The organism is Acidimicrobiales bacterium, assembly GCA_035540975.1.
Taxonomy (GTDB): domain Bacteria; phylum Actinomycetota; class Acidimicrobiia; order Acidimicrobiales.
In genome coordinates this window covers 1-17593 of sequence record DATLFN010000045.1, presented here as the reverse complement: position 1 = coordinate 17593, position 17593 = coordinate 1, and the positions used below count along the sequence as shown (strand labels likewise).

Annotated in this window: 17 protein-coding genes; 8 read left to right on the top strand and 9 right to left on the bottom strand. The window is 74.8% G+C overall.

Annotation, left to right across the window (positions count from 1 at the left end):
- The 3 genes from VM242_05625 to VM242_05615 form a co-directional block, all read left to right on the top strand.
- The coding region (locus VM242_05625) for an endonuclease/exonuclease/phosphatase family protein (protein ID HVM04631.1) at positions 1-1115 on the top strand (1115 nt) is incomplete at its 5' end.
- Positions 1116-1218: 103 nt separating this feature from the next.
- A complete protein-coding gene (locus VM242_05620) occupies positions 1219-1860 on the top strand; it encodes a GNAT family protein (GenBank protein HVM04630.1) in 642 nt (213 codons plus the stop codon).
- A gap of 123 nt (positions 1861-1983) precedes the next feature.
- Positions 1984-3126, top strand: a complete 1143-nt coding sequence (locus VM242_05615; protein HVM04629.1) for a DUF222 domain-containing protein — start codon at positions 1984-1986, stop codon at positions 3124-3126.
- Between the two features lie 405 nt (positions 3127-3531).
- Here VM242_05615 and VM242_05610 read toward each other — a convergent pair whose 3' ends face one another.
- Complete coding sequence (locus VM242_05610; GenBank protein ID HVM04628.1) at positions 3532-4218, bottom strand: glycerophosphodiester phosphodiesterase; 687 nt, start codon at positions 4216-4218, stop codon at positions 3532-3534.
- Positions 4219-4367: 149 nt separating this feature from the next.
- On the opposite strand from VM242_05610, the gene VM242_05605 reads away from it, so the two are divergent.
- A complete protein-coding gene (locus VM242_05605) occupies positions 4368-4664 on the top strand; it encodes a WhiB family transcriptional regulator (protein ID HVM04627.1) in 297 nt (98 codons plus the stop codon).
- A gap of 2 nt (positions 4665-4666) precedes the next feature.
- Here the strand turns inward: VM242_05605 and VM242_05600 are convergent, their stop codons facing one another.
- From VM242_05600 to VM242_05565, 8 genes are all read right to left on the bottom strand, one after another.
- The gene (locus VM242_05600) at positions 4667-6130 is read right to left on the bottom strand and encodes a PAS domain-containing sensor histidine kinase (GenBank protein HVM04626.1); all 1464 of its coding nucleotides are present in this window, start codon (positions 6128-6130) and stop codon (positions 4667-4669) included.
- 88 nt (positions 6131-6218) lie between these two features.
- On the bottom strand, positions 6219-7085 hold the full coding sequence (locus tag VM242_05595; protein HVM04625.1) for a PHP domain-containing protein: 867 nt from the start codon (positions 7083-7085) through the stop codon (positions 6219-6221).
- Positions 7086-7089: 4 nt separating this feature from the next.
- Positions 7090-7728, bottom strand: coding sequence for a class I SAM-dependent methyltransferase (locus VM242_05590; protein ID HVM04624.1), 639 nt, complete (start codon positions 7726-7728; stop codon positions 7090-7092).
- Between the two features lie 9 nt (positions 7729-7737).
- A complete protein-coding gene (locus VM242_05585; GenBank protein ID HVM04623.1) occupies positions 7738-8907 on the bottom strand; it encodes an ArsA-related P-loop ATPase in 1170 nt (389 codons plus the stop codon).
- Positions 8907-9854 carry an ArsA family ATPase gene (locus tag VM242_05580; protein ID HVM04622.1) on the bottom strand — a complete coding sequence of 316 codons (948 nt, stop codon included), beginning with the start codon at positions 9852-9854 and terminating at the stop codon, positions 8907-8909. Before VM242_05580 ends, VM242_05585 begins: the two co-directional genes overlap by 1 nt.
- Entirely contained in the window at positions 9855-10085 is a 231-nt protein-coding gene (locus VM242_05575; protein ID HVM04621.1) for a DUF3107 domain-containing protein, read from the bottom strand.
- A gap of 5 nt (positions 10086-10090) precedes the next feature.
- Positions 10091-10996 (bottom strand): prolipoprotein diacylglyceryl transferase family protein, encoded by a 906-nt coding sequence (locus tag VM242_05570; GenBank protein ID HVM04620.1) that lies wholly within the window; start codon positions 10994-10996, stop codon positions 10091-10093.
- Between the two features lie 71 nt (positions 10997-11067).
- Entirely contained in the window at positions 11068-11853 is a 786-nt protein-coding gene (locus VM242_05565; GenBank protein HVM04619.1) for a hypothetical protein, read from the bottom strand.
- Positions 11854-11919: 66 nt separating this feature from the next.
- Between VM242_05565 and VM242_05560 the strand changes: the two genes are divergently transcribed.
- The 4 genes from VM242_05560 to VM242_05545 form a co-directional block, all read left to right on the top strand.
- Entirely contained in the window at positions 11920-12975 is a 1056-nt protein-coding gene (locus tag VM242_05560) for an HD domain-containing protein (protein HVM04618.1), read from the top strand.
- Positions 12976-13086: 111 nt separating this feature from the next.
- Positions 13087-16143, top strand: coding sequence for an EAL domain-containing protein (locus VM242_05555; GenBank protein ID HVM04617.1), 3057 nt, complete (start codon positions 13087-13089; stop codon positions 16141-16143).
- A gap of 80 nt (positions 16144-16223) precedes the next feature.
- Positions 16224-17396: a GNAT family N-acetyltransferase gene (locus VM242_05550; GenBank protein HVM04616.1), complete on the top strand. Its 1173-nt coding sequence runs from the start codon at positions 16224-16226 to the stop codon at positions 17394-17396.
- Positions 17397-17402: 6 nt separating this feature from the next.
- On the top strand, positions 17403-17593 hold a 191-nt coding region (locus VM242_05545), incomplete at its 3' end, for a hypothetical protein (protein HVM04615.1).

Here is a 17593-nt window from a genome sequence, read left to right as displayed (position 1 = left end):
CCATGGCCCGCCCCCGACCCCTACTCGCCGTGGTGGTCCTGGGGCTGCTCGGGCTGCTCGCCGCCATGCTCGTGCCCGGCGCCCGCGCCACCGACCCGAGCCCCGGGCGGACCGTGCCCGGCGGGCCGCTGCCGGTCAAGGTCATGACGCGCAACCTCTATCTCGGGGCGGACCTGCGGCCGGCGATCGCCGCCACGACCCCGGAGCAGGCACGGACGGCCGTGGCGTCGATCTTCTCCGTGGTCAGGCGCACCAACTTCCCGGAGCGGGCGGTGGCGCTCGCCCGTGAGCTGGCCGACGCCGATCCCGTCCTCGTGGGGCTCCAGGAGGTCGCCGCCTGGTACCGCGGCCCTCTCGGCGACCCGGCGCCGGCGACCACCGTCGAGTACGACTTCCTCGAAATCCTCCTGCGGGAGCTGGCTGCCGCCGGCGCCCCGTACTCGGTGGTCCGGGTGCAGGACGAGGCCGACATCGAGGGCCCGGCCGGCGCCCCGTTCCTCCACGACGTCCGGCTGGTCCAGCGCGACGCCGTCCTCGTCAAGGCGGGCCTGGAAGCCGACGTCGGGCTGGAGGCCGTCCGGTCCGGCCACTTCGTGACGACGCTCGTCGTCCCCACCGGCAGCGGGCAGGTGGTCGCGGTGAAGCGTGGGTGGATCTCCGTCGACGCCACCGTCGACGGGCGGGCCTTCCGTTTCGTGAACACCCACCTGGAGGCCTTCCACCCGCTGATCCGGCTGGGCCAGGCGGGGGAGCTGGTGGCGCCCACCGGGCCGATCGGGTCGGCGCCCGGCGACGTCGTCCTGGCCGGCGACCTCAACACCGGCCCCGAGCTGCCCGACCACACGAACCGCCTGGCGTTCCACGCCCTGGTCGCCGCCGGCCTGACCGACACCTGGCGCGCCCTGCATCCCACCGACCCGGGCTACACGTCCGGCTTCGGCGAGCTACTCGACGAGCCCCCCGGCGCCCTCGAGCACCGGGTGGACCACGTGATGACGCGGGGCAGCGTCGGCCTCGTCGACTCCCGCCGGTACGGGGCCGACCCCGACGACCGGACCGCCGGCGGCCTGTGGCCGTCCGACCACGCCGGCGTGGCCGCCACCATCCTCCCTTAGCGGCTGGCGGTCGCCCGATGGTGGGGCGTACCGGAACACGTCACCGCTGACGGCTCGGCGAAATCCGCTGGGCCGGCGCCCGTGCAGCCTTCAAGCTGTCGGGATGGGGCACCCCGTCTGGCCGCTGTTCGACATCGTCGTGCGCACGCCGCGCCTGGAGCTGCGCTACCCCGACGACGCCATGCTCGCCGAGCTGGCCGCCGTCGCCGCCGAGGGGATCCACGATCCCGACCGCATGCCGTTCCTCCAGCCGTGGACCCGGGCGTCGTCGCCCGACCTCGAGCGGGAGGCCCTGAAGTTCTGGTGGGGGCAGCGGGCGGGCTGGAGCCCCGACCGGTGGAACTTCACGGCCGCCGTGGTGGTCGGAGGCCGCCCCGTCGGCGTCCAGGACTTGGGCGCCCGGGCGTTCGCCGTCACCAAGGCGGTGGGGACCGGGTCGTGGCTGGGACGGCGCCACCAGGGCCAGGGCATCGGCACCGAGATGCGGGCCGCCGTCCTCCACCTGGCGTTCGCCGGCCTGGGCGCCGACCTCGCCACCAGCGGGTCGTTCGAGGACAACGCCGCGTCTCGGGCGGTCTCCCGTCGGCTGGGGTACGAGGAGAACGGGTACACCATCCGCGACCGCGAGGGGCGGCCCGCCCGCGAGATCCGGTTCGCCCTGACGCGGTCGCGGTGGGAGGCGACCCGGCGGGACGACATCGTGGTTGAGGGCCTCGACGCCTGCCGGGAGTGGTTCGGCGCCTGACCGCGACCCGTCGCGGCGCGCGGTCGACGGCGAGTGGACCGAACGGGTCCTACGTGGCGAAAAACCGTTGCCACACAAAGCGTTCTCCTTGCGCCGGTTGATCGAACAGGTGTACGATTGGGTGTGATCGACGGGCTGGAGGCGGTGCTGGAGGAGCTGGGGGCGGCCGAGCCGCAGGCCCTGTCCGATCCCGAGGCCATCGAGCGCCTGCACCGCTGCCTGGCCCGCCTGGAGGCGGTCACCACCCGGGCCGCCGCCGCCTTCGACGCCTCGGGGGCCTGGCAGGCACGGGGCGCCCGCTCCGCCGCCGCCTGGCTGAGCGTGCAGTGCGGCCTGGCGCCCGCCTCGGCCCAGCGCCGGGTCCACCTGGGCCGCGCCCTGCGCCACCTGCCGGCGGCCGAGGCGGCGTGGACGGCGGGCGAGGTCGACTCGTCGCACGTGGCCCTGCTGGCCCGGGCCCGCACGCCGGCCACCGAAGAGGCCATGGCCGGCGACGAGGCCGTGCTGGTGGGCCAGGCCAAGGCCATGCGCTTCTCCCACTTCGTACGGGCCCTGGCCTACTGGCGCTACCGGGCCGACCGCGACGGCGGCGAGGGCGACGCCCGCCGGGTGCGCGACGAGCGGCGCTTCCACCTGTCCAGGACCTTCGGGGGGACCTACGTGGGCGACCTGGTGCTCGACCCCATCGCCGGCACCGTCGTGGCCGAGGCCCTGCGCCGCATCGAGGACGAGCTGTTCACCGCCGACCGGGCCGAGGCGCGCCAGCGCAGGGGCGACGACGCCATGGCGAGCGACCTTCGCCGCACCCCGGCCCAGCGCCGGGCCGACGCCTTGGTGGAGATGGCCCGGCGGGCGGGCACCGCCCCGGCCGACGGGCGCCGGCCCGAGCCGTGCTTCAGCGTCCTGGTGGGCTACGAGACCTTCGCCGGGCCGCTGTGCGAGCTGGCCGACGGGACGGTGGTCACGCCGGGGTCGCTGGTGGAGTGGCTGGGCGAGGCGTGGGTGGAGCGGGTGGTGTTCGACGGCCCGTCGAGGGTGATCGACGTGGGGGTGGCCCGGCGCCTGTTCACCGGGGCCACCCGCCGGGCCGTCGAGGTGCGGGACCGGGAGTGCTACCACCCCACCTGCGACGAGCCGGCCGGGCGCTGCCAGGTCGACCACGTGGAGCCGTGGTCGGCCGGCGGGCGCACGGTGGCCGCCAACGGCCGCCCGGCCTGCGGGTTCCACAACCGGGCCCGCCACCGGGGACCACCGCCCGGGGCGTAGCAAGGCAGGGGGGCGGGCGACAGGTCGGCTTCGACGGAGGCGCCCGCCGGAGCGACATCGCGCCGCGGACAGGGACGGCCGGAGGGCTGACGCCTGCCGGAGCGACACGTCCCCGCCGACAGGAACGGCCGGAGGGCTGACGCCTGTCGGAGCGACACGTCCCCGCCGACAGGGACGGTCGGAGGGCTGACGCCTGCGGGAGCGACACGTCCCCGCCGACAGGGACGGCCGGAGGCTGACGCCCGCCGGACCGACACGTCCCCGCCCATGCCATGCGCCCGACCGCCGCGCCGTCATGGCGACGAGGACGTGCCCGTGGAAGCCCTCCGATGCCTCGGTCGGTCGGGCGACCGCACCGCCGACCCCACGCGGTCCGCGCGCACGGCCCCGACCGTCGACCGGCCATCACCTTCGTCCGAGCGCCTCCAGGGCGACATCGGGGACGTCGGTGATGATGGCGTCGACGCCGCACCCGGCGACGAAGCGGACCCGCTCGGGGTCGTCGACCGTCCACGTGTGGACCGCCAGGCCCTTGGCCGAGGCGGCGGCGACCAGGTCCGGGGTGACGGCCTCGTGACGGGGCTGGACGGCGAAGTGCCCACGGGCGGCGACCAGGGCGATGGCGTCCACCTGGTCGTAGGAGGCCAGCGTCAGCCACCCCGTGCGCACCGCCGGCTCGGCCTCCCGGGCGGCGTCGATGGACGCCATCGAGAACGCCGAGACGAACGAGGACCCGGCCATGCCGAGGCGGGCCAGCAGGGCGGCCGTCTCCCGGGCCGCCGTCTCCTCGGGATCGAAGCCCGGCTCGGTCACCAGGTTCTTGATCTCGGCGTCCACGACGAGGCCGCGGCACTCCTCCAGGGCGTCCTCCAGCGTGGGGACCCAGGCAGGCAGGTCCGCCACCGGTACGGTGGCGACGGCCCGGCCGTCGGGCAGCGTGGCGTCGTGGTGGACGACGAGGACGCCGTCGGCCGAGCACCGCACGTCGAGCTCCACGCCGTCGGCGCCCACGGTGCGCGCGGAGGCGAACGCCTGGAGCGTGTTCTCGCGCGCGCTCGCCGTCATCCCGCGGTGCGCCAGGACCAAGGTCACCTTTCTGGCCACCTCGCCCTTGCGGCCGCATACCCCGCCCGGTAGTCTGCGGTCACCCACATTTCGCACGCCGTACACAAACGCGGTAGCTTGTGAACAATTTCACGAACATGCGGACGGCAGACAGCCGTCCGAGGAGGAACCCCACCGTGGCGCTCACCTGGAGTCGCTCGATCGACTGGGACACCGACGATTGGCGGGATGTGTCGGCATGCCGGGACACCAGCCCGACCCTGTTCTTCCCGGTCGGCACGACCGGACCGGCCATCGAGCAGATCGAGGCGGCCAAGGCGGTGTGCCGCAGCTGTCCTGCCCAGGCGCCCTGCCTGGAGTTCGCGCTGGCCACCAACCAGGAGTCGGGCGTGTGGGGGGGCACCTCGGAGGAGGAGCGCCGCAAGCTCCGCAAGGTGTGGCTCTCCCGGCAGCGCCAGGCCGCCGCTTCCTGACCTCACGCCGGCCGGCCCTGGTCCAGGGGTAGGCGCAGCTCCACGATCGTCCCCCCGTCGGTCCACATGCGGATGGACCCGCCCAGCTGGCCGGTCACCAGGTTGCGCACGATCGACAACCCGAGCGTGTCCGTCTTCTCGACGGAGAACCCGGGTGGCAGGCCGCGGCCGTTGTCGCACACCTCCACCACCAGCATCGGGCCCTCGTGGCGGAGCCGGACCTCCACCCTCCGCTCGTCGCCCTCGCCGAAGCGCTCGGGCGGGAAGGCGTGCTCGGCGGCGTTCTGGAGCAGCTCGTTGACGACGACGGCGAGCGGCGTGGCCAGCTCGGCGGGGAGCTGACCGGGCTCGCCGGTGGTCGTGAACGACACCGACCCGCCCGGCGACACGGCCACCTCCTTGGCCATGCGCAGGAGAGGGTCGAGGATCTCGTTGAACGGCACCTGCTGGCTGGGGTCGCGGGAGAGGATCTCGTGCACCAGGGCGATGGACCGGATCCGCCGCTCGGCCTCGGCCAGGGCGTCCCGGCCCTCCCCCGCCGAGAGCCGGCGGGCCTGGAGGCGCAGCAGGGACGAGATCGTCTGGAGGTTGTTCTTGACCCGGTGGTGGACCTCGCGGATCGTGGCGTCCTTCGACACCAGCAGCTGGTCGCGGCGGCGCAGGTCGGTGACGTCGCGGAGCAGGACGAGCCCGCCCGACACCTCGCCCGACTCCAGCAGGGGGATGCAGCGCAGCAGGACGATGATGTCGGGGTGGCGGCCGATCTCCTCGGTGACGGGGATGGCCCGGAAGAACGCCTGCTGGATGGCGGTCTCCTCCACGCCCAGCTCGTCGAGGCGGAGGCCCTCGGCGTTGGAGTAGATGCCCATGCGGTGCAAGGCGTTCACCGCGTTGGGCGAGGCGTACTCGACTCGGCCCGTCGAGTCGAGGGACAGGACGCCGTCGCCGACGCGCGGCGCCTCGGTGGTGGGCGCGTCCTCCTGCTCGAACGGGAAGTGGCCGGTGACGATCATGCGGGCCAGCCGGTCGAACGTCTCGGCGTAGACGCGCTCGAGCTCGCCGGGGCGGCGCCCACCGACGGCCAGGGGCGCCTCCCGCGTGAGCACGGCGACCAGCTCGCCGTCCCAGCGCACCGGGATGCACTGCACCCGCGCCCGCTCGCCCCGGTCGACGCCCGCCTCGCCCTCGACGATCTCGCCCAGCCGCCACGCCCGGGCGACGAGGGGTCGCTCCGCCTCGGAGACCACCCGTCCGACCAGGTCGTCGTGGTAGAGCGTCTGGCCCGTGGTCGGGCGCATCTGCCCGTGGACGACGAAGCGGGTGGGGTCGCCCGACGCGGCGGGCACGTACAGGACCAGGTCGGCGCGGGAGAGGTCGGCCAGCATCCCCCACGTGGCCATCAGGCGCTGGAGGTGCGCCTGGCCCCCGTCGGCCGGCGACTCCGCCTTGGCCGCCGGCGCGGTCACCGGGCCCCTGTCGCCGTCTGGCACCGGGATCCGACACCATGGTGTCGATTCCCGGTGCCAGAGCCGGCATGGGGGCGGTGCGGGCGCCTCACAGGGCCACCGGGCGGGGGCGGCGCCCGCTGAAGGCGGTGAGCTCGCAGTACCCGGCGGCCTCCACCATCGATCGCAGGTCGCCGGCGCGGTCGGCCACGTCGGGGAGGACGTGGGCGTCCGACGCGGTGGTGACCGGGACGCCGCGGGCGGCGAAGCGGCGGAGCAGCTCGGGCGCCGGGTACGCCTCGCCCACCGGCTTGCGCCAGCCGGCCGACGACACCTCGGCCGCCATGCCGCTGGCCGCCGCCGCCTCGGCCATGCGGTCGTAGAACTCGTCGGGCACGGCGGGGACGCGGCCCGTCACCTTGCACAGGTCGGGGTGGGCGAGCACGTCGCACACCCCCGAGGCGGCCAGCTCCTCCAGCGCCCCGGTGTAGCCCCGCCATGCCTCCTCGGTGCCCCGGCGGGCCCACTCGGCGGCGACCACCGGGTCGTCGTAGTCGTCGAAGCCCCAGGCGCCCACCCAGTGCACGGAGCCCAGCAGGACGTCGAAGGGGTAGCCCGACAGCAGGGCGGCGACCTTGTCCATGCGCCCGGCGTAGTGGTCGACCTCGAGGCCGAGGACGACGGGGAGCCCGGCCGCCTTGGCCGCCAGGCCCGCCTCGACGTAGGCGTCGAGGTCCTCGCGGGCGTGGTCGGCCCAGTACGCGGCCATGGTGCGGCGCAGGGCGGGATCCGGGTCGTCGTCCCAGAAGCCGGCCAGCACGGCGTCGGCCTGGGCGAAGCGGAACAGGTGCTCGGTGACGGCGATCTCGGCCACGCCGGCCGCCCCCGCCCGCTCGCAGTACGCCGCCAGGCGCTCGACCGTCTCCCCCTCGGCCCGCCGTCCGTGCGGCCACAGGTGGAGGTGGTAGTCGAGCACCCCGTCAGCGTCGCGCCACGAGCGTCACCCCGTCGCGCACCGGCAGCTGGACGCACACCACGCGGGGGTCGGCCCGCACGCGGTCGTTGAAGGCACGGATGGCGACGGTGTCCTCGGAGTCGTCCGCCTCCTCCAGCACCCGGCCGCTCCACAGCGTGTTGTCGACGACGATCAGCCCGCGCTCGGCCAGCTTGGGCAGCACCGCCTCGTAGTAGCTCGTGTAGTTGACCTTGTCGGCGTCGACGAAGACGAGGTCGAACGGGCCGTCGAGCGTCTCCAGCGTGTCGAGGGCGGGGCCCACCCTGATCTCGATGCGGTCGGCGTACCCGCTCCGGTCGGCGAAGCGGCGGGCCACCTCGGCATGGCGGGGCTCGATGTCGCAGGTGACGATGCGCCCGTCCGGTGGGAGCCCGGCCGCCATCGAGAGCGCCGAGTAGCCGCTGAACGTGCCGATCTCCAGCACCCGGCGGGCGCCGGTCGCGAACACCAGCAGCTCGAGGAAGCGGCCCTCGACGTGGCCCACCATCATCCCCGGCGACGGCAGGGAGCGGGACGTCTCTTCGGCCAGCTCCACCAGCAGCGGCGGGGGCGGCGTGGAGTGCGCCTCGGTGTACGCCTCGATCGCGGGATCCACCACGGGCATGCGCGGAATCTACGCCCAGACCTTCTCGGCCAGGCGGAGCAGGCCCCGCAGGTCGCAGATGTCGGTGTCGAAGTAGGGGACGGAGACGACGACGTCGGTGGACACCGACAGCTCGGCCCGCTGCTCGGCCTCGCGCTGGGCGACCACCTGGAAGTTCAGGTAGCTCTCGGCGATCTCGGCCAGCACCCGGGCGACCTGCGCGTCCCCGCCCACCCCACCGCCGTCCCCCAGGCCGGCCAGCGCGGCGGCCGGGTCCTCGGCCAGGCGGGAAGCCGCCGCCGCGGCACCGTCGTCCAGCAGCCACGCCGGCAGCACCCGGTTCAGGACGACGGCGCCCAGGTGGAAGCCGCGCCCGTCCAGCGCCTTGACGAACACCTCGGCCTCGTGGAGCGGCGCCGCCTCCAGGGTGGTGACGACCACGTAGGACGTGCGGTGGTCGCGCAGGAGACGGCTCACCGCCTCCGCCCGCTCCACGAACCCCGGCGCCATCGTCTGGAACAGGGAGAAGAACTCGGCGATGTCGTGGAGGAACTGCGAACCGAGCACCCGGTCGGCCACCGTGAAGAAGGGCTTGGAGGCCAGGTTCACCACCCGGTGGCGGGCGGGGGCGGTGAGGACGCGGAGGAAGCGGCTCGAGAAGAAGTCCGCCATGCGCTCGGGTGCCGACAGGAAGTCGAGGGCGTTGCGGGTGGGCGGCGTGTCCACCACGATCAGGTCGTAGCTGCCCTCGGAGTGGATCTCGTAGAGCCGCTCCATGGCGATGTACTCGTGGCTCTGCACGAACCGGCCGGCGATGTTGTCGTACAGCTTGTTGTCGAGGATGCGCCGGGCCGTGCGCCGGTCGGGGGCGTGCTGGGAGACCAGGTCGTCCCACGACTTCTTGGTGTCGAGCTGGGCGGCCCACAGCTCGCCCCGGGCCGGGTGGCCGGCCGCCGCGAACGCCTCGGCCGGCACCCGCCGGGCGTCGTTGCCGAGGGCCCGCACGCCCAGGGCGTCGGCCAGCCGGCGGGCCGGGTCGACGGTGAGGACCAGGACCTTGCCGCCGTGCCGGGCGGCGGCCATGGCGGCCAGGGCGGCGGACGTCGTGGTCTTGCCGACGCCGCCCGACCCGCAGGCGACGACGATCTCCTTGGCCGCCAGCAGCTGCTCTACCGACACGGAGGTGCGGGCCCGGTCCATCAGTAGCCCAGCTCGGCGGCCAAGGCCTCGGACACCTGGTGGGTGGCGCGCAGGCCGTGCGAGCGGAGGAACAGGTACGGGACGTACAGGAGGGGCACGGACGGGTCGACGCCCGCCCGCAGCCGCTCCAGGTGGTCGGCCCGCGTGCGGCGCAGGGTGACCGCCAGCCGGGCCGCGTCCACGATGGGGCCGACGTCGCCGCCCGCCACCTTCGACAGCGCCTGCGTGTGCCCGGGCTCGGCCAGGCGCTCGAACACCGCCTCCTCGCCCCGCCCGAACAGCTCTGGAAGGACCCGGTTGACGACCACGCCGGCCAGGTCGACGGCCGTCTCCGAGCGCAGGCGGGCGGCCAGGTCGACGGTCTCGCTGACGGGCATCTCCTCGGGCGTGGCGACGATGACCATCCCGGTCCGGCGGGGGTCGGAGAGGATGTCGAGCATCCAGCGGGTCTGCTCGCGGATGATCCCGACCTGCACCAGCTCGTTGATCGCCTGGGGGGCGGCCAGCTGGCCGACCACGTGGCCGGTGGCGGCACCGTCGACCACCACCAGGTCGTAGCGGCCCTGGCGCACCTCGTAGGCGAGCTTGCCGATGGTGAGGATCTCCCGCACGCCGGGGGCGGCGGTCGCCACGAAGTCGAACATGCGGGCCAGCGGCCCGATGCGGGCGGCGACGGGGAGGCGCAGCTGGAGGGCCAGGTACTCCTTGAGCGACGCCTCGGTGTCCATCGTCATGGCGAACAGCCGGGGCTGGACCTCCCGCTCGGCGAAGGTCGTCGGCCCCGTCTCGAACACCGCCGCCAGGTCGCCCTTGGCGTCCACCTCGCAGGCGAGCGTGCGCTTGCCCCGCTGGGACGCCAGCAGGGCGAGCGCGGCCGCAACGGTCGTCTTCCCGACGCCGCCCTTGCCCGTGACCAGAATCAGCTTCCGGTCGAGGAGATCGCCCACTCAGGGGGCGCCGAAGCCCACCCGGCGCTCCTCGGACGACGCGCCGATCTCGACGTAGGCGACCTTGGCCGACGGCACGCCGACCCTGCGGCCCTTGCGGTCGGTGAGCCAGAGGACCCCGTCACCCGAGGCGAGCGCCTTCTCCACCTTCTTGGCGACGGCCTCGGGCTCCTCGCCCATGTCCAGCTCGATCTCCTTCGGCGTCTGGGTCACGCCGATGCGGACGTCCATGTCGCTTACTCCTCTCGTTCGTCTCGCTCGGGCCCGGCGGCGTGCGCCGCGGGCGGGTCCTCGTCGCCGGCCCGCGCATTCGGCTCGGACGCGGCCGCCACGGCCGGCACCGGCGCCTCGTCCCACCGGCCCCACGCCGGCGTGCGGCGCACGAAGGCGATCCACGCCGTGCACACCGCGACGGTGGCGAGGGCCGTCATCTGGCTGCCGGTGAGGCCGAGCCGGCGCACGTCCTCCCGCAGGAAGTCCTCGACGACGCGCTGGGCCCCGTACCAGGCGCCGAACACCATGACGAGGAAGCCGTCGAAGCGGGGCGTACGACGCAGGCGCAGAAGGACGGCGAGCAGCACGGCGGTCAGCACCAGGTCGTACAGGGCCGTCTGGTGGACGACGGACCCCGGCTCGCACGGGAACGCCGTCTCCACGCCGGCGGGCGGGCACCGGTACCCGAGGAAGAAGTCGGTGGGCTTGCCGAGGTGGTCGGCGACCACCAGGTCGCCGACCCGGCCGACCACCACGCCGAGGGCCATGCCGGGCGCCGCCGCGTCCATGACCTTCCAGAACGAGATCCGCCGCCGGCGCATGGCGGGCATGGCGAAGGCGATGGCGCCGAAGAAGCCGCCCAGCAGCGAGATGCCGCCCTCCCACACCCGGAGCACCTCGGCCACCGAGGCGAACTCGGAGGCGTGGTTGACGACGTAGGCCAGGCGGGCGCCGACGATGGCACCCACGGCGGCGAGGGTCAAGAGCGCGTAGACGTCGTCGTCGTCGATGCCGATCCGGCGGGTGCGGGGGATGAGCAGCCGGGCGCCGGCGAGGAACCCGGCGGCGGTGCCCATCCCGTGGGGGGACAGGGACACCGGGCCGAGGTCGATGTGGACCACGGGGTCGTAGGAGATGGCGCCGAGCACCCTTCACGTTCTAGTGCCCCGCCGCCGGGACGGGGACGGCCCACTGGCAACGGCCGGCGGCCCGACCGGGCTCAGGGCCGGCGGTGCCCGGCGGCCCGACCGGGCCGATCGAGGGCGTCCAGCATGCCGTGCAGCGCCGTCTCGATGGCGTCCGACTGGCGCCGGTGGTGGGCGGCGCCGAGCCGGTGGCCGGCCAGGGCGGCGGCCGCGCCGGCGGGGACGGCGGCGGCCGTGACGGGATCGAGCCCCAGCAGCAGGAGCGAGCCGCCGGCGGCGGCGGCACCGACGACGCCACCGCCCACGACCATCGCCGCGGACGCCCGCCGCACGCCGCCCACGTCGAGGCGCAGGTGGACCAGGGAACGGGCGCCCGCCTCGCCCGGGTCCTCCACGACGGCCACCTCGATCCCGCCCACGTCCTGGAGGCACAGGCGGCGCTGGATGCGCCGGTCGATGCTGCGCCGGACCGACGCCGCCAGGTCCTCACGCGGCACCCACCGCGACCGGCCGCCGGCGTGGCGGACCACCCGGAACAGCTCGCCTTCGAGGAAGCGGTGGACGGCCGCCTCGACGGCGGGGGCGGCACCCGCGACGCCCCGCGACACTTCGAGGGTCCCCGGGCCGAACAGCCGGGTGGCCCGCACCGGGCGGCGGTCGGCGGGAGCCGCGAGGGCACCGACGCGCAGCTCGGCGATGGCGCGGCGCACCGACTGGCGGGACAGGCCCACCTCCACGGCCACCTCCTCGAGGGTGGCGGCATCGAGGCCCCCGGCGTCGCCCGGCGCCCGCTGCTCCAGCTCGGCCGCCCGGCGCAGGACGACGGCCGTCTCCTCGTCCGTGAGACGGTCGCCGTCCACGCCCGCGACAGTACCGGCGCGGCGCCGGTCGCCGGCCGCGTCACAGGCGCTCGGTACGGTGAGCGCATGGCCGGACACGCCTTCGCCACCGCCCACCGGGCCGCCGCGGTGGGGCCGGCGCCCCTCCCCCTCGCTCGCCGGGAGGCCCGCGAGGAAGCCGAGCACGCCCTCCTCGCTCCCGGTGCCACCCGGGCGGTGGGCGCCGGTACCCGGGCCCGCCCGGAGGAGGCGGACCCGTTCCGGACCTGCTTCGAGCGCGATCTCGACCGGGTCCACCACTCGCGGCCGTTCCGGCGCCTGGCCGGCAAGTGCCAGGTGTTCATCGCTCCCGACGACGACCACCTCCGCACCCGCCTCACCCATGCCATCGAGGTGGCCCAGGTCGCGGTGGGCATCGCCCGGCCGGCGGGGCTGAACGTGGCGCTCACGGCGGCGGCCGCCACCGCCCACGACTGCGGCCACGGCCCGGCCGGCCATGCGTCCGAGGAGGCCTTCTCGCCCTTCCTGGAGGGCGGCTACCACCACGCCGTCTACGGGGCCGACGTCGTGCTCGGCCCGCTCAACCTGTGCGCGGAGACGCTGGACGCGGTGCGCAACCACTCGTGGAACCGCCCGGCGCCCCACACGCCCGAGGGCGAGATCGTGGCGTGGGCCGACCGCATCGCCTACGTGTGCCACGACTTCGAGGACGCGGTGCGGGCGGGCATCGTCGAGGCCGACGACCTGCCGGCCGACGTGGCCGCCGTGGTCGGCCGGCGTCGGTCGGCCCAGATCAACGCCCTCATCGGCGCCGTCCTCGCCACCATCGCCGACACCGGCCGGGTCGGGATGCGGGCGGCGGAGGCGGAGGCGCTGGCGGCCTTCCGGGCGTTCAACTTCGAGCGCATCTACCTGCGCCCGGCGTCGGTCGCCCAAGCCGACCGGGTGGTCGAGCTGCTGCGGGCCCTGGTCGAGTGGTACGCCACGCACCCCTCCGCCGTCGACGGCGACGGCGAGCGCTCCGGCGCCGACCCCGTGGCCGCGGCCGTGCGCCACGTGAGCGGCATGACCGACCGCTACGCGCTGCGCATGGCCGAGCAGCACCTGGGCTGGGGCCCCGACAAGCTGCCGCGCGGCGTCTGACGGCCGCCGTCGCCGCCCGTCACCGCGGGCACCGATGCCCTTGCAACCGGCCACCGAACATGTACTTTCTGTCAAATCGGACGCAGGCTCACTTCCCCGGCTTTTCCCCGCGTGGGGTGGAAGGTCTTCGCCGCGCTGGCGGCTGCCGCCGTCGCGGGGCACTACCTGGTCCCCGACACCGACGTGCGGGGCGCCGTCTACGTGGGGCTCGCCGTCTCGGCGGTGGTGTCCTGCGTCGTCGGCGTCCGCGTCAACCGGCCCGAGTACCCCACCGGGTGGTACGTCTTCACGGCCGGGCTGCTGGTGTTCTTCCTGGGCGACGGCGTCTACTACTACGACACGTTCATCCGCGACGTCGAGCGGCCGTTCCCTTCGGTGGCCGACGGCCTGTTCCTCTCGAGCTACCCGTTGCTGAGCGCCGGTCTCCTGTTGATGATCCGCCGGCGCGACCCGGGCGGCGACCGCAGCAGCCTGGTCGACGCGTGCATCGTGGCCACCGGGTGCGGGCTCCTCGCCGAGGTCTACCTGATCGCCCCCGCCGTCCAGTCGGGCATGCCCTTCATCGAGCGGGCCATCACCACCGCCTATCCGGTGGGCGACGTGCTCCTGCTGGCCGTGGCTGCCCGCCTCGCCATGACGACCGGGGCCCGGCGCCCCGCCTACTGGCTCCTCGGGCTCGCCGTGACGTCGCTGCTGACGTCCGACCTCGTGTACGCCGTGAGCCAGCTGTCGGGCACGTTCGAGCCGGGGACGGCGCAGGACATCGGCTGGATGGGCTTCTACGCCTTCAGCGCCATCGCCGCCCTGCATCCCTCCATGGCCACGCTGTCCTCCCCCGGCCTCGCCCACGAGAGCGGGTCGGGGCGGGTCCGCATCTTCGTCTTCGGCACCGTGGTCCTGGTGGCACCCGCCGTGCTCGCCGTGCAGACCGTTCGGGGCGACCTCGACGAGCTGGAGTTCGTCGCCGGGGCCTCCATCGTGCTCTCGCTGCTGGTGCTGGCCCGGGTGGGGATCCTGGTGGGGTCGCTCGCCGACACCGCCGCCCGCGAGCGCACCCTGGGGAGCGCGGCGGCCGCCTTCGGGGCGTCGGAGGACCGGGAGGCCATCTGCGCCGCCGCCCTCGACGCGGCGAGGGAGCTGGCCGGCCCGGGGCGCGAGGCCCACCTCGCCATGTGGTCGAACGAGGACGTGGTGGCGAACCAGGAGCGGGAGCTCCACCCCGACGGTCACACCTCCGGTGAGCCCGCTCCCGTGGCCGGCGCGCTCGGCCTCGAAGACCTGGACGCCGTGCTCCAGCGCCCCGGCGGCGGGCGGGACGACGCCCTCCACACCCTCATCTCCCCCGTCGTGGTCCAGGACGAGCTCCTGGGCGCCGTGGTGGTCCGGTCCGACCGGACGCTGCCCGTGGGGCTGGTCGACTCCGTGGACACGCTGAGCTCGCAGCTGGCCATGGCGCTCGAGCGGTCGGCCCTGGCCGAGGACCTGCACCAGCGCCGGGGCGAAGCCCGCTTCCGGTCCCTCGTCCACAACTCGTCCGACGTCATCACCGTCGTCGACGCCGACTCCACCATCCGCTACCAGACCCCTTCGGTCGAGCAGGTGCTCGGGTACCGCCCCGACTCGCTCGTGGGCAGCCGGCTCCTCCGGCTCGTCCACCCCGACGACGTCGCCGCGGCCCTCGCCCTGTTCGAGGAGGCCACCACGGCGACGGCCCGGCCCAAGGTCCCCATCGAGCTCCGCGCCCGGCGGGCGGACGGCCGGTGGGTGGACGTCGAGGCCGTCGGCGACAACCTGCTGGGCGACCCCAACGTCGGCGGCATCGTCGTCACCCTCCGGGACGTGAGCGACCGCAAGGCGTTCGAGCGGAAGCTGCGCCACCAGGCCCTGCACGACTCGCTGACCGGCCTGGCCAATCGGGCGCTGTTCACCGACCGGGTCGAGCACGCCCTCTCCCAGCGCGCCCAGGGCAACCGCCAGGTGGCGGTCGTCTTCCTGGATCTCGACGACTTCAAGACGGTCAACGACAGCCTGGGCCACGCCGCCGGCGACAAGCTCCTGTCGACCGTGGCCGCCCGGCTGGCCGAGAACGTCCGGCCGGGCGACACCACCGCCCGCCTGGGCGGCGACGAGTTCGCGGTGCTCCTGGAGGGCCCCGGCGCCGCCGACACCGCCTTCGCCGCCGCCGACCGGCTGCTCCGGGCGTTGAAGGAGCCCTTCACCATCGACGGCAAGGACGTGGACGTCTCCGCCAGCCTCGGCATCGCCGTGGCCGACGGCTCCGGCGGGCGGGCCGAGGAGCTGCTCCGCAACGCCGACATCGCCATGTACACGGCCAAGAGCCACCACAAGGGCGGCCGGGCCCTGTTCGAGCCCCGCATGCACGAGGCGGCGCTGCGGCGCCTGGAGCTCAAGGCCGAGCTCCAGCGGGCCGTCGACGCCGGCGACTTCCTGCTCCAGTACCAGCCCATCGTCGACCTGGGGACCGGCTCCGTCGAAGGCTTCGAGGCGCTCGTCAGATGGGCGCACCCGGAGAAGGGGATGGTCCCTCCCGCCGAGTTCATCCCGCTGGCCGAGGAGACCAACCTCATCCTCCCCCTCGGGCGGTGGGTCCTGGAGCAGGCGTGCCGCCAGGCCCGCACGTGGCACCGGGCGCTGGGCACGACGATGAGCGTCAACCTGTCGCAGAAGCAGGTGGCCGAGCCGGGGCTGGTCGAGGACGTGGCGGGCGTGCTGCGGCGCACGGGCGCGGCGCCCGGCTCCATCACCCTCGAGATCACCGAGAGCGTCGTCATGCACGACGTCGAGCAGACGGTGGACGTCCTCCGGCGCCTGCGGCAGCTGGGCGTGTCCGTCGCCATCGACGACTTCGGGACCGGGTACTCGTCCCTGGCCACGCTCCGCCAGCTCCCCGTGGACGTCCTCAAGATCGACAAGGCCTTCGTCGACGACGTGGCCACGTCGTCGGAGGACGCCGTCCTGGTGGGGACGGTCGTCGACCTGGCTCGCGGCCTCGGCATGGTGACCGTGGCCGAGGGCATCGAGGACGCCGCCCAGCGCCACCGCCTCCGCCAGCTGGGCTGCGCACGCGGCCAGGGCTACCACTTCGCCCGGCCGCTCCCGCCGGCCGACGCCGAGGCCTACGCAGTCGCCCAGGGCCGCCACGGTTGACGTTCCCGACGGACCTGGCAGACTGGGCGAAGCGGGCACGGCGGCCGCAGCGATCGGCGTACGTCCGCAAGGAGGAAACCATGGACTACGCGACGCGCTGGGACGGGCCCGTCCGCGACGCCATTCCTTCGCCCGGCGGCCATGCGTCGTACCGGGCGACCACCTCGGTCATCCGCGGTCCCGCCGTGCTCGAGGCGCCGGGCGGCGCCGAGCTCGACGACCTCCTCGAGGCGGCCGGGGCACCGCTGACCGCCCGGCGGACGTGGCTGCGGGCGTGGGTACGGGCCTACGAGCCGGCCGGGCCCGAGGCCGTGGTCGTCCGGGACGAGGCGACCGGGCGGCTCGACGGCGTCGCCGTGCTCTGGGCCCGGGCCGGCGCCGACCACGACGTCGTCGCGCCACTGGGCCGGCGCCAGTCGGACCGGGGGGCGCTGCCGGCCCGCCACGCCGCCGCCGCCGAGGCCCTGGCCGCGGCCGTGACCGCGCACCTCCGTGCCCGACGGCGCCCGTGGCTCCTCAGGCTCGGCCAGCTCCCCGCCGGCGACCCGGTGGCCGCCGCCATGGTGCGCCGGCTCGGCGGCGGCGCGCGCCTGGTGCCGGGCGTCGCCATCCCCAAGGTCGAGTTCGGGGGCGCCACGTCGGTGGCCGACTGGCTCGGCGGCGGCCTGCGCAAGCAGCTGCGAAAGGCCCGCAACCGGCTCGACGTCGACGGGGTCGAGGCCGCCACCGCCTTCACGTGCGACGCGGGGGAGGTGGCCGTGCTCATCGACGAGATCGAGCACACCCACCGGGCGAGGGAGCGCGACGCGGACCGCACGAGCGACCTCGACGCGCCACCCGGGCTGCGGTTCTGGCGGGCGGCCATACTCGACCACGCGGCGCGGGGCGAGCTCGAGGTGGCGACGCTGCGCCTCGACGGGCACCTGGCCGCCTACGTGGTGTCCCTGCTCGACCGAGACGTGCTCCGGGTGTTCGACGGCCGCTGCTCCACCGCGTCGGCCCGGTACTCGCCGGGGCGGCTGTTGGAGACGGCGGTGCTCGAGCGGGCACTGGCCGAACCGCGCTTCGCCCGGGTCGACTGGATGAACGGGCTCGCATCCGAGAAGCTGTTGACCGCCAATGCCGTCGAGCACACCGAGCACCTGGTCGCCGCCTCCTCGGGCCTGGTCGTCGACGTCGACGTGATGGGGCACGCGCCCGCGGCGGCGGCGCCCGGCGCCGGGGTCCTCACCCTGGCCAGCGGAGCCCGCTGAGGCCGCTTGCACCTCGTCCTCGCCCTGGTGGCGGCCGCCACCTGGGGCGCCTCCGACTTCGTGGGCGGCCTGGTCGGCAGGCGCGTCTCCGGCACGTCGGTGGCCTTCGCCTCCCAGCTCGTGGGGCTGGGAGGCCTGGCGCTGCTGGCGCCGCTGGTGGGGGGGTCGCCCGATGGTGGCGACGTGGCGTGGGGGGC